The 11,267-nt window shown below is 66.1% G+C and carries 12 protein-coding genes and 1 pseudogene; 4 read left to right on the forward strand and 9 right to left on the reverse strand.

Going from position 1 to position 11,267, the window contains the following annotated elements; genetic code table 11:
• The coding region (locus VGF12_RS25360; RefSeq protein ID WP_331178830.1) for a penicillin acylase family protein at positions 1 to 638 on the reverse strand (638 nt) is incomplete at its 3' end.
• Positions 639 to 880: 242 nt separating this feature from the next.
• On the opposite strand from VGF12_RS25360, the gene VGF12_RS25365 reads away from it, so the two are divergent.
• Both VGF12_RS25365 and VGF12_RS25370 read left to right on the forward strand, forming a co-directional pair.
• A complete protein-coding gene (locus VGF12_RS25365) occupies positions 881 to 1,363 on the forward strand; it encodes a GreA/GreB family elongation factor (RefSeq protein WP_331178831.1) in 483 nt (160 codons plus the stop codon).
• 63 nt (positions 1,364 to 1,426) lie between these two features.
• Positions 1,427 to 2,116 (forward strand): glutathione S-transferase, encoded by a 690-nt coding sequence (locus VGF12_RS25370; protein ID WP_331178832.1) that lies wholly within the window; start codon positions 1,427 to 1,429, stop codon positions 2,114 to 2,116.
• A 78-nt stretch (positions 2,117 to 2,194) separates the two neighbouring features.
• On the opposite strand, the gene VGF12_RS25375 is transcribed toward VGF12_RS25370, so the two are convergent.
• The gene (locus VGF12_RS25375; RefSeq protein ID WP_331178833.1) at positions 2,195 to 3,451 is read right to left on the reverse strand and encodes a D-alanyl-D-alanine carboxypeptidase family protein; all 1,257 of its coding nucleotides are present in this window, start codon (positions 3,449 to 3,451) and stop codon (positions 2,195 to 2,197) included.
• A gap of 519 nt (positions 3,452 to 3,970) precedes the next feature.
• Between VGF12_RS25375 and VGF12_RS25380 the strand changes: the two genes are divergently transcribed.
• The gene (locus VGF12_RS25380; RefSeq protein ID WP_331178834.1) at positions 3,971 to 5,608 is read left to right on the forward strand and encodes a GGDEF domain-containing protein; all 1,638 of its coding nucleotides are present in this window, start codon (positions 3,971 to 3,973) and stop codon (positions 5,606 to 5,608) included.
• A 201-nt stretch (positions 5,609 to 5,809) separates the two neighbouring features.
• Here VGF12_RS25380 and VGF12_RS25385 read toward each other — a convergent pair whose 3' ends face one another.
• The 4 genes from VGF12_RS25385 to VGF12_RS25400 all read right to left on the reverse strand — a co-directional run bounded on the left by VGF12_RS25385 (position 5,810) and on the right by VGF12_RS25400 (position 7,303).
• Entirely contained in the window at positions 5,810 to 6,049 is a 240-nt protein-coding gene (locus VGF12_RS25385; protein WP_331178835.1) for a hypothetical protein, read from the reverse strand.
• A gap of 197 nt (positions 6,050 to 6,246) precedes the next feature.
• Positions 6,247 to 6,423: a hypothetical protein gene (locus VGF12_RS25390; protein WP_331178836.1), complete on the reverse strand. Its 177-nt coding sequence runs from the start codon at positions 6,421 to 6,423 to the stop codon at positions 6,247 to 6,249.
• A gap of 22 nt (positions 6,424 to 6,445) precedes the next feature.
• Positions 6,446 to 6,814 (reverse strand): PIN domain-containing protein, encoded by a 369-nt coding sequence (locus VGF12_RS25395; protein WP_331178837.1) that lies wholly within the window; start codon positions 6,812 to 6,814, stop codon positions 6,446 to 6,448.
• A gap of 21 nt (positions 6,815 to 6,835) precedes the next feature.
• A complete protein-coding gene (locus tag VGF12_RS25400) occupies positions 6,836 to 7,303 on the reverse strand; it encodes a helix-turn-helix domain-containing protein (protein ID WP_331178838.1) in 468 nt (155 codons plus the stop codon).
• A 463-nt stretch (positions 7,304 to 7,766) separates the two neighbouring features.
• Between VGF12_RS25400 and VGF12_RS25405 the strand changes: the two genes are divergently transcribed.
• Complete coding sequence (locus tag VGF12_RS25405; RefSeq protein WP_331178839.1) at positions 7,767 to 8,240, forward strand: GNAT family N-acetyltransferase; 474 nt, start codon at positions 7,767 to 7,769, stop codon at positions 8,238 to 8,240.
• Positions 8,241 to 8,439: 199 nt separating this feature from the next.
• On the opposite strand, the gene VGF12_RS25410 is transcribed toward VGF12_RS25405, so the two are convergent.
• From VGF12_RS25410 to VGF12_RS25420, 3 genes and pseudogenes are all read right to left on the reverse strand, one after another.
• Positions 8,440 to 8,970, reverse strand: coding sequence for a hypothetical protein (locus VGF12_RS25410; protein WP_331178840.1), 531 nt, complete (start codon positions 8,968 to 8,970; stop codon positions 8,440 to 8,442).
• Positions 8,971 to 9,058: 88 nt separating this feature from the next.
• Positions 9,059 to 10,882 (reverse strand): ABC transporter transmembrane domain-containing protein, encoded by a 1,824-nt coding sequence (locus tag VGF12_RS25415; RefSeq protein ID WP_331178841.1) that lies wholly within the window; start codon positions 10,880 to 10,882, stop codon positions 9,059 to 9,061.
• Positions 10,879 to 11,267: pseudogene (locus VGF12_RS25420) on the reverse strand (DegT/DnrJ/EryC1/StrS aminotransferase family protein); the annotation flags it as partial. The pseudogene VGF12_RS25420 and the gene VGF12_RS25415, both read right to left, overlap by 4 nt.

The following is an 11,267-nucleotide window of genomic DNA, read 5'->3' on the forward strand; positions in this document are numbered from 1 at the left end:
GCGGCCAGGGCGTGCGACAGAGACGGCGCGGGGGCGGCCGCGGCGACAGCCACGTCCGCACCCGGCGCTGCGGCGGCGCCGACAGCCGCTGGCGGCACCGCGGCGTTCAGGCCGGCGATGAAGTTGCCGGTGCCGGCGCGAACGAGCAGCTTGCGCAACACCTTCAACGCGTCCTTGCCGGTGATCGGCTGCACCCACGGTTGGGCGCGGCAATCCGCGGGCAGCGCACCGGGGCCGGTGTCGCGCAAGTAGCGGTTGAAGCCGTCGGCATAGCCGGTTAGCAGATCACGGGTCTCCTCGTCGATGACCCGCCACGCGGCATCCACACGCGCGGCCGAGTTGGTCAACTTGTAGACGCGGTCCGATGCGACGGTGCTCGCGCCGAAGTACAGCGACTGCGTGCCCGAAGCGGCCAGCACTTCACGCGCCAGCACGCACACGTTGTCCTGCGCAAAGGCGTAGCCATAGCCGTAGCCCAGGCTGCCCCAGTCGGTGGCCTGGATATGTGGGATGCCGAAGCTGGTGCGCTGCACCTGGGCCTGGTAGACGGGCTTGCCATCGACGGCCAGCGCCGTCAGCGGCGCGATCAGGGACGCAAGCACGGCCAGGGAGCTGGCGCGGAGGGCAGGGCGGCGCATCTTCGGTCTCCAAATGGGCAAGGCTTTTCACAGGGCGCCGGCCGGCGCGTGCGGACGGGTTTCTTGTTGAAGGTTGGCCCCGCCACGTCAGAGCCTCGAAAGACTCTAACCGACACATGACCTACACACGCAATCCCCTCGTTCGATGGGCGGTGGCGGATGAGACGTCGGCATGACCGTGACTTGATGGAGCCCTTCATAATCGACAAGCCCTTGCTTGTTCGAGCTGCCTACTTTTCGCCATGGATAAATTCTTGCTGCAGCAGCAGGTGCTGGAACGCCTCGCCGAAGACCTGCTTCAAGCCGAGCAGGCAGCGCGGACGGCCCACGAAACGGCGACTCACGAAGAGAACATCGCCGAGAACAAGTACGACACCCTGGGACTCGAAGCGGCCTACCTGGCGACTGGCCAAGCGCGTCGCGCTGACGCTATCCGACAGGCGATGGCCCAATGGCGCATGTTCCGCCCTGGCGCCTATGACGCCAGCAAAGGTATACAGATCGGCGCCCTGGTCTGCCTGGTCGATGCCGACGACAAGCAGCAACAGCTGTTTCTCGGTCCGGCTGGAGGCAGCATGAAGTTGACCAGCGGCGACCAGGTCGTTCAGGTCATCAGCGGCGAAGCGCCGCTGGGCAGGGCCGTGCTGGGCAAGTTCGAAGGTGATGAGGTGTCGCTGCACGTCTCTCCGGCAGCACAGCGCTTTGAGGTGCTGCGGGTCCAATAGGCGCAGGCCACTTGACACCGCCTTGAACCCGTCGTGCCGCTGCACAGATCCAGACCCTTCTCCATGCACGCTCCGACGCCGACTTCGCAGGCACCGCTCGCTCTGCCGGGCACTCAGGTGCCCCGGCTCTACACCTTTCGTCGCTGCCCCTACGCGATGCGCGCACGCATGGCGCTGCTGCAGGCCGGGCGGGCCTTCGAGGCGGTGGAGGTCAGCCTGCGCGACAAGCCGGCGAGCCTGCTGGCCCTGTCTCCCAAGGCCACGGTACCGGTCCTCCAGTTGCCCGACGGCGAGGTGATCGAGGAGAGCTGGGACATCATGCGCTGGGCACTCACGGCGTCCGATGTGCGGGGCTGGTGGGCGAGGGCGCAATCGCCGGCGAACCTGGACCTGCTGCAGCGAAATGACGGTGACTTCAAGCATCACCTCGACCGCTGGAAGTATCCGCAGCGCTACGCGAGCGAGACCCTCACGCCGCAAGCTCACCGTGACAGGGCGCTGGAGGTCCTTCTGCGACCGCTCGAGGGGCGGCTGCACAGCGCGCCCTGCCTGGGGGGCGACACGCCCTGCGCGACCGACCTCGCGGTGCTGCCGTTCGTGCGCCAGTTCGCTGCCGTGGAGCCGGGATGGTTTGAGATGCTGGACCTGCCGTCGGTCCGGCAATGGCTGAACGGCTGGCTCCTCGATCCGCTGTTCGTCGCCTGCATGTACAAGTTGCCAGCGGAAGGTGCGAATCGCTTCCCACCGCTCTGATCCCGGCGTGGCAATCGTCTGAGTCTGAAGGTCGCCAACGACCGCTGCGGGCAGCGGCGTTGACTCGACCTCAGGCGGTCACTTTGAGAACCAGCCGACGACTCGTTGACGCAGGCGCTCGAAGAAGCCGGCGCGTTCCACGTCAGCGAGCGCAATGAGCTGGGCCTCGCCCAACGGCTTGCCGTTGGCGGTGGCGACGATCTTGCCGATCACGGCGCCCTTGGCGATGGGCGCCTCGAGGGTGGGATTCAGCGAGATGGAGGTCTGGACCGCAGCCGCCTGCCCCTTGGGCACCGTCAACGTCCAGGCCTGGGCCACGCCTGCATTGACCGTGGGCACCACGCCGTAGGTGACCTTGGCGGTTGCCAGCGTCGCGCCAGCCTGCGCGGGCTTGGCTTGCTCGAAGTTGGCGTAACCCCAGTTGAACAGCACACGAGTCTGGTCTGCCCGGGCCTGCTTGCTGTCGGCGTTCATGATGACGGAGATCAGGCGCATGCCGTTGCGCTTGGCCGAAGCGGTCAGGCAGTAACCAGCTTCTTCCGTGTGACCCGTCTTGAGGCCGTCGACCGTGGGGTCGGTGTACAGCAGCGCATTGCGGTTGCCTTGCTTGATGCCGTTGTAGGTGAACTCGCGCTCCGCGTAGAGCGGGTAGTACTCCGCGCTGTTGCGAATGATGGCTGCCGCCAGCACGGCCAGGTCGCGCGCCGAAGCCTTGTTGTCGGGATCCGGCAGCCCCGCGGCATTCGCGAACTGGGTCTTGGTCATGCCCAGCTTCTTGGCCTCGGCGTTCATCATCGCCACGAAGCCTGACTCCGAGCCCCCGATGTGCTCGGCCAAGGCCTTGGAGGCGTCGTTGCCGCTGGCGATCACCACGCCGCGCAGCATGTCCATCAGGGATGCCTGCGCGTTGAGGGGCACGAACATGCAGCTGTCGCCCTGCTTGCCGCCGCGGCACCAGGCGCTGAGGCTCATGGTGACTGGCTCGGTGGGCTTGAGCTTGCCGCTCTTGAGGCCTTGCTCCACCAGGTAGCTGGTCATCATTTTGGTGAGCGACGCGGGCGGCAGCGGCTCATCAGGGTTGGACGCTGCCAGCACCTGGCCTGTGTCGAAGTCCATCAGCACCCAGGCCTTGTTGGCGAGCGCCGGCACCGTCTGCCCGTTGGCGTCGGTGGTCATGGTGGGTTCGGCCGTTGCGGCAGCCTTGTTCTTGGGCTTCTGCACGGCGGCGCGCGGCTTGGCGTGTTGCGCGCTGAGGGCCGTGGCGGGCGCGGCGACAAGGGCCACACTGGCAACAACGATGGGCAGCAGGGAGGAGGAGGAACGTCGGAAAATCACGGAAATACGCACATTCAAGGAGGGACAACAGGGCGCATGTTAGGTGCCGGCGACGGCGGAGGGGTGTAACGACATCCCGCCGGGTGTCGCGCCAGGCCGCACGAGCGCCTCAATGTCGACCTTCCCACGTGCCGTCGACCGGGCTGTTTGGGACTGCATCAAGGCGGTGGTGATTGGCGATAGGCCATTCTGTTTGCAGCTGATGGCAGCCCGCCTCGGGCCGACATCCGCCTTGAGTGCCAGTCCGCAGCGATGGCAGCCATCCTGCGCGGGAATGTGCAACACCACTGTCTGGCCAGGGGCGGGTTACCCCGGAGGCGGCTGGTATGGTGACGCCGGCATGGCGGCCGGCTACAGCTTGGATTGCCGTCCGTCGTAGAGAAGTTCCCATCTGCGCTGCGTTCGGGCGGCCGGCAAGGCCGGCCGATCCATGGCGCTTTACACATCAATTCAATGACGCAATCCCCAAAGGTGGAAGGCACTGACTCTGAATTCGGATCCGCATCCCCGCTGGCCGCCGTGCCGACGGGTTTGCCGCAGGTGGATTTGGCCCAGCAGCTGGAAGCGGCCCTGGCCCAGGGCGGACGCAGCAGCAGGGCCGTGCCCGAGGTGGCATTGGCCGCATGCATTGCCGCCATGAACCTCGCCGAACAGCTTCAACGTCCGCTGGAGCTCGGCCGCGCGGCCGAGCTGCGCTGCCTGCATCTGGCGCGACTGGGCCGTTTCACCGAGGCCTTGGCGGCTGCGCGTGAGACGCTGCCGCTGCTTCAGGGCCCCGATCAACGGCGCGAACGCTGCGCCGTATTGCGCACACAGGCCATCGCCGCGAGCGAGGCCCAGGCCTTCGAGACCGCGCTCGGTGCCGCGAACGAGTTGGTGCGCCTGGCGCGCGATCTCGACGCCAGCGCCGCGCTCGACGCTGCCATGGCGCTGGCGGCCTGCTTCGAGCGCATGGGTGACCCCTGGCAGGCCGAGCGCCTGTTGTCCGACGCGTTGCGGGTCCATGGCCCTGATGCAAGTGCGCCGCTCAATATGGCGGCGAACAACAGCCTCTGCGTCATCGGCATCGGCCTGCTGCACCGGCTGTTGGACAGCCAGGCCGACGATGCCGAGCTGCAACCTCTGTTGCAGCAAACGCGCGCCGCGGCCGAACGTGCGCGCGAACTGCTGGAGCAGTTTCCCAATCCGGCGCACAGCGCGCCCATCCTGGGTAACCTGGCCGAAGTGATGCTGCACCAGGGGGATCTTGCCGGTGCTGGCGCGCTGCTGCGCCAGGTACTCGAGCTCGCGCAGCATCACGGCCTGCAGGCCCATGCCTGGCGCATGTGCACCTCGCTCGCCGACTGGCATCTGGCACAGGCACAGCCTGAGTCCGCACTTGCACTGGCGCAGGGTGTGATCGACGAAATGGGGGTTCATGGACAGCAGCAGACCACGATCCGTGCCCGACGCTCGGCCTACCGTGCCTGCCGCGCCCTCGGCCTCTTCGAGCAGGCCCTGCAGCATCTGGAAGTGGCCGAACGCGAGGAACGGCGTGACCTGACAAGGAAGATGCGCGCCCAGTCAGAACTCTTCGTATCGCGCGCCGAAGCTCAGCAGGTGCAGTGGCAGGCCGAAGACGCGCGGCTGGAGGCCCAGCAGCAGCGCCAGCGCGCCGCAGAGGCGGCCGCCAGCGCCGAACGCGACCCCCTCACCGGGCTGGGCAACCGCCGCCATCTGGAGCGCCGCTGCGCCGAGCTGCTGCCGACAGCTCAACGTGAGCAGCGCCCGTTGGCTCTGGCGCAGCTGGACATCGACCACTTCAAGTCCATCAACGACCGCTGTGGCCACGCCGCCGGCGACCGCGTTCTGACGGTGATGGCGCAACTGCTGCAGGACAGCATGCGCGCCAGCGACGTGGTGGTGCGACAGGGGGGTGAAGAGTTCGTCATCGTGTTGCCCGACACCGACCGGTCGGCTGCCATCGACGTCTGCGAACGTCTACGCGAACGCGTCGCGATCCATCCCTGGGGTGAGCTGGGCGGGCCGGACTGGCAGGTCACTGTCAGCATCGGGCTGGCGACCGATGCGCCCTACGAGCTGGCGCCGCTGCTTGAGGCAGCCGATGCTGCGCTCTACCGCGCCAAGCGGGGCGGACGCAATCGGCTCTGCGCGTAGGTGACTCGCTCGGGCGCGGACCTTTCCCGGAGGCACTCACGCAGATGTCAGGCTGCATCAGTAGGAACAGCTGAGTGCCAGGTCACGCGTTCCCGCATGCATTTCCGCCAGCCGATCTCATGCGCCAGCCCGTCGGATCGATGAGTTGCTGACGCCTCGCCGGGCCGGTGGTGCGGCGACACTGGTGGCTAGGAGCTGTCTTCAGTGAACGACTGCTTGTCGGAGTCGAACTACGCTTTGGGTATGACGTCGTCGCGCCTCTTCGCCCTCGTAGGTCAGCGCGTGTTGACTGCTGACCGCGTACATGACTATGTCCAGCTTCGCTTTGATAGCGGCGACGTCTTGAACGTCTTCAACGCCTTCGATCTTGGTTGCGACGGCGGCCCTGTGATGCTCGATCATTTGGTCGGCGTAAGGGTCGAGACGGTTGTCGAGGAACAAGAGTCAGTTCGGCTTGAGGGTACTGGGATAGCTCTGTGCATTGACTTGACCAGGGATTCATTCTCTGGGCCAGAGGCGTTGCACTTTGTGCCGGCAACTGGCGAGCAGGTTGTTTGGAACTGACTCAATCCAGGCAAGAGCCGCACTCGGCCATAACCTGACGCTCGCGACAGACTGGTATTGGTTTGAGGCTGGACTCAGCCCGCCGCGAACAGCTCTCGCAGCGCCGCAGCAGTGTCCGGCAGGCCGGTGCGTTCAAGCGTGTCGATGAAGGCTTCGGGCGTGTTAGGTGGTTGGCGCCAGCCTTGCAGCATCTGCTCGATGCGCGCACGCACCAGTGCCGGCTGCAGGTCTATCAGGTGGCGAAGGAACACATCCGGGTGCTGGGCAACCACATCAAAGCCTGCCAGCGTGTCGACTGGGAAGTCGCGCTCGTTGAAGGTGAATGACCTGGGCCTTCGCCCGCACTGCGACGGCCAGCACGTGGCGGTCGTCGGGGTCGGGCAGGGTCAACACCTCGATGAAGGGCGCGTAGCCGCTGACACAGGCGTCCGGCAGGGCCGCATCCATGGCAGCACGGCGGCGGTCCAGCGCGGCGGAATCCACATCAGGCCTGACGCGCAGCACGGATCGGCGCCACTCTGTGTGGATGTCTTGGCTCCAGGCGGGACGGTACAGCCGCGCCACGGCCAGCTCCAGCAGCAGGCTGGTCAGGGGCTGGCTGTGCAGGACGTTGGCATCCAGGACGGCGGTGAAGTGGCTCATCTCAACGGGCCAGGCCAGGGTTCAGAGGCCCAGTTCGGCATCGATGCGGGCCAGTTCGTCCAGCGCGGAGCGTTGGCGGGCGCGCTGCTGTTCGTCAAAGCGCAGCAGATCTTCAAACGCCACGCGGCGGTGCGTGCCCACCCTGCGGGCGGGGAGTCTCTCTTCCTCAATGAGCTTCACCACGTAAGGGCGGGATACGTTTAGGTAGTCAGCTACCTCTTGGGTGGTGAGCTCAGCGTTCTGCGGCAGCACGGTCACTGCGCGGCCTTGGCCTAGCTGGGTCAGCATGTCCACCAGCAGGCGCAGGGCGCCGGGCGGGATGGCAATCATCTCGTGCTGGTTGTCGTCAGTGACGAGGCGCAGCGTTGGGGCATCGGCGGGGCTGTCATCCGCAGGCAGCAGGCGGGCGAGCTGGCGGCTGGCTTCGCGGGCCAGGGCGATCTCGTGATCGCTGGGCAGCCGCGGCGGGCGTCGGCTGGGGGCAGTCATGGTGGGTTCTCCAAAGGATACCCGGGCGATACTAGCCCATAAACGAAACAGACAAAACAAACGAAACCAACGAAGATGACGTAACGACGACGAAGTCGGGTTTGCGCCGGGCCGGCGCCGCTCATTGCGCGGAAGAGCGGCATGCCAAGCGCACAGAAGGCGTGGCGCCAAGGTCTGGAACACCCACCAGGAAGGATCACCTGCTGCGGTCTAGAAGTGATCCGACTCGTGGATGAACGTTCCGAGGAGTTGCTCTCCCGTCAGGCTCTGATCCAGTCCAACCCGCCCATTGGCATAGTCTGACCCTGCTGCTGCGTTGACTTCAGTTCGAAGTCCAACCGTAAGCAGATTGTCGACGTAGCCGACAAGGCCATGTTTGGCCGCTTCGATGCGAAGGGTCCGGCGCAGGCTCAAATGCTGGGCAGGAATCGTTAACTATCCGCATAGAACACGTTGGACCTCAATGAACGTTACGCTGCGCCCGGCCACTGCTGCAGATGCACCACGGGTGGCGAGCCTGCTGATCGATACGCGCGCCGCCTTCATGCCCTATGCCCCGTCAGCCCATACGGACCCAGAGGTACGCGATTGGGTCGGAGCACACTTGGTCCCATCGGGTGGTGTCACAGTAGCTGAAATCGGGGGCAAGGTAGTGGCCGCAATGGCCGCCGATAAAGCTGAAGCGCTGTCGTGGATCACGCAAATGGCAGTCGAACCAACACTTGTTGGTCAAGGCATCGGCTCCTTGCTCTTGGCGCATGCCAAGTGCACATTGCCGCTTCCAATTCGTTTGTACACATTCCAGGCCAATAGCGGCGCACGCCGGTTCTACGAGCGGCACGGATTCAAGGTAGTCGAGCTCACCGATGGGAAAGCCAATGAAGAGCGGTGTCCGGATGTGCTGCTGGAGTTCAAAGGGCCAAACGGTGAGGTCTAACCCGCGGCTCAACCGGACGCGCTCCAGTCGGCTGCACCTCCTTCCGCGCGCCGGTTAGCCGCAACGTTGGGTCGCTAGGACTGCTTAGGGCCGGAAAGCTGTCGCCTCGGCAGGCCTTCCGGAATAACGGCAGTCAGCCTGAGGCCGTCAGCTATGAGGCAGCAAAGACGGTCGCTCACCGCCCGGGCTTGGACGCTCGCTATCTGGGTATGACCGTCCGACCGCTTTCGCCTCGAAACTGGAGTTCCCCGTTTTTCCCACGGGAAACACTTGTGATTTCAGGGTCCGAGGGTGCCATGAAGTCTGCAACGACAAGGTAGGTGCCGTCGGGCTGGACCTCGGTGACCAAATAGCGATTTGCTGATGCCTTCGGCAGTTCGACGTATGAAAGCTCGAGCCTGGAGTCCGACTTGGCTCCCATCTGGTTGGCAAAGAAGGAGCCGTATCCAGGGAACCGGAGGCTGTCGAGCGCGGCAAAAAGCGCGCTGGCATCCTTGAAATTCGGACCAAATGGTGCCTTCCGAATCAGGCTTGACGCAAGTTCGGCCTGCGCAGCTGTCAGCTTCTCAACGTCATCGTTGTAGTCGCGGACGTCTGCATATTGCCGGGCAAGCGTGAACTTGTGGCCGCGGTACTCCACATGGGACACGACGCCATTTCCTCCGGCGAATGCCAGGCCCCCTGCAAACACAGACGCGACTGCGGCTGCTTGAATCAAGAGACGTTGCATACCGAAATTCTGAGCGTGGGGGGTCAGGCTCGGGTCGGTGTAATTCCCTTGGGTGGGCGACGTCCGCTAACGCTCAGCGCAGTCCGTTTCAACCCGCAGCCGCCGCTTGATCGGTGCTGCCCGCCTCAGTCTCCAATCCAAACTGCATCGCAGCGAGCTTGGCGTAGAGACCGCCGCGCGCGACCAGCTCGTCATGCCGTCCGATGTCCACGATGCGTCCTGTGTCCAGCACGACGATGCGATCGGCCTTCTGGATGGTCGCGAGCCGGTGCGCGATGACGAGCGTCGTGCGGTGCTGCATCGCAGCTTCAAGCGCAGCTTGCACGACGCGTTCGCTCTCCGCGTCCAGTGCACTGGTGGCTTCGTCCAGGAGCAGCAGCGGCGGATTCTTCAGCATCGCGCGGGCGATGCTGATGCGCTGGCGCTGGCCGCCCGAGAGGCGCACGCCGCGTTCGCCCAGGAAGCTCTGATAGCCCTCCGGGAGCGCGCGTATGAAGTCGTCCGCGAACGCCGCCTTCGCCGCCGCCATGACCTCCTCGTCGGTTGCGTCGGGCCGGCCATAGCGGATGTTCTCCATCGCCGTGGTCGAGAAGATGACGCTGTCCTGCGGCACCAGGCCGACGTTGGCGCGCAGGTCGGCCAGACGCAGGGTCTGCGTGGGCACGCCATTCAGCCGGATCTGGCCCGACTGCGGGTCGTAGAAGCGCAGCAGCAGCTGGAACACGGTCGTCTTGCCAGCGCCGCTGGGGCCGACAAGCGCCACCGTCTCACCGGGCTGCACGGTCAGCGACAGGCCGTCCAGCGCTGCGGTCTGCGGCCGCGAGGGGTAGTGGAAGGTGATGGCATCGAATTCCACGCGGCTGCCGCCATGCGGTGCGGGCAGCGACTGGGGCGAAGTGGGCTCGGCCACGGGCGAGCGCGCCTCCATCAGCTCAATGAGGCGCTCGGTCGCGCCGGCAGCGCGCAGCACGTCGCCCCAGACTTCGGCAAGCACCGCCACGCTGCTGACCAGCAGCGTCACATAGACCACCGTCTGGCCCAGGTGGCCGGCCGAGATCTTGCCGGCGATGACGGCCTGCGTGCCTTGGTACAGCCCCCACAACATGGCCCCGAACACGGCCGTGATGATGAAGGCGACCAGGAAGCTGCGCACGCGGGTGCGCTTGCGCGCGGTGTCGAAGGCTGCCTCGCTGGCGGCGGCGAAGCGTTTCGCCTCGGCGCCTTCCTGCGTGTAGCTCTGCACCACGGTGACGGCGTTCAGCACCTCGGCGGCGATGGCTGAGGTGTCGGCCACGCGGTCCTGGCTGGCGCGCGACAGCTTGCGCACCCGGCGGCCGAAATACAGCGCCGGCGCCACGATGAGCACCAGGATGCCCAGCACCTGGCCCATCACATACGGGTTGGTGACGACCAGCATCACCAGGGCGCCCACGCCCATGACGATGTTGCGCAGGCCCATGGACAGGCTGGAGCCCACCACGGTCTGCACGACGGTGGTGTCCGTGGTGATGCGGCTCAGCACCTCGCCGGTCTGCGTGGTCTCGAAGAACTCGGGGCTCTGACGCAACACGTGCTTGTAGACGGCGTTGCGCAGGTCAGCCGTGACGCGTTCGCCCAGCCAGGTGACCATGTAGAAGCGCGAGGCCGAGAACAACCCCAAGGCCGCGCCAACGGCGAACATGGCCAGGAAATGCTCACGCAGCGCCATCAGCCGCTCACCCGGGTTGCCGGCCGAGAAGCCGGCATCGATGAGGCCGCGCAGCGCCAGCGGGAAGGCCAGCGTGGCCAGGGCAGACAGCAGCAGGGCGAGGAAGGCCAGCGCTATGCGCCCGCGATAGGGGCGCAGAAAGGGTGCCAGGCCGCTCAGCGAGCGGGCCTGCTTGGAGGCGGGGCGTTCGGTGGTGGAACTCATGTCTTCAGGGCGTCGGTGAGCACGTCGCAGGTGCGGGTCAGCATGGCGTCGTCAAGGTCCTGGTGGCACAGCAGCTGCAGCACCTGGGTTCGCCAGCGTGCGCCGTGGTCGTCGGGGAAATCGGGCACGCCGGGCCAGACACGGTCCCAGCGGAACACGGCACAGCCGGCCGCGCGCAGCGCTGCGTAGACGGATTCTGGCTCGTCCACCCACAGCGGCATCACATAGGGGGCGGTCTCGGCGGGCAGGGGGCCCAGCAGCGGCCGCGCGCCGGGCAGCGCCCGCGTGAGGCCGTAGAGATGTTCGTAGTGGGCGCGGCGGCGCGCGACGATGCGCCCGCGCGGCAGGCCCAGCAGCCGCGCCGTCAGGGCCGGCGGTGCCTGCT

Origin of the sequence: Roseateles sp., assembly GCF_036404855.1 — a bacterium.
GTDB lineage: Bacteria > Pseudomonadota > Gammaproteobacteria > Burkholderiales > Burkholderiaceae_C > Pelomonas.

Coding starts and splice junctions, on each gene's coding strand:
- VGF12_RS25365 (WP_331178831.1), top strand. CDS start 881: ATGGATAAATTCTTGCTGCAGCAGCAGGTGCTGGAACGCCTCGCCGAA.
- VGF12_RS25370 (WP_331178832.1), top strand. CDS start 1,427: ATGCACGCTCCGACGCCGACTTCGCAGGCACCGCTCGCTCTGCCGGGC.
- VGF12_RS25395 (WP_331178837.1), bottom strand. CDS start 6,814: ATGAGCCACTTCACCGCCGTCCTGGATGCCAACGTCCTGCACAGCCAG.
- VGF12_RS25400 (WP_331178838.1), bottom strand. CDS start 7,303: ATGACTGCCCCCAGCCGACGCCCGCCGCGGCTGCCCAGCGATCACGAG.
- VGF12_RS25405 (WP_331178839.1), top strand. CDS start 7,767: ATGAACGTTACGCTGCGCCCGGCCACTGCTGCAGATGCACCACGGGTG.
- VGF12_RS25410 (WP_331178840.1), bottom strand. CDS start 8,970: ATGCAACGTCTCTTGATTCAAGCAGCCGCAGTCGCGTCTGTGTTTGCA.
- VGF12_RS25415 (WP_331178841.1), bottom strand. CDS start 10,882: ATGAGTTCCACCACCGAACGCCCCGCCTCCAAGCAGGCCCGCTCGCTG.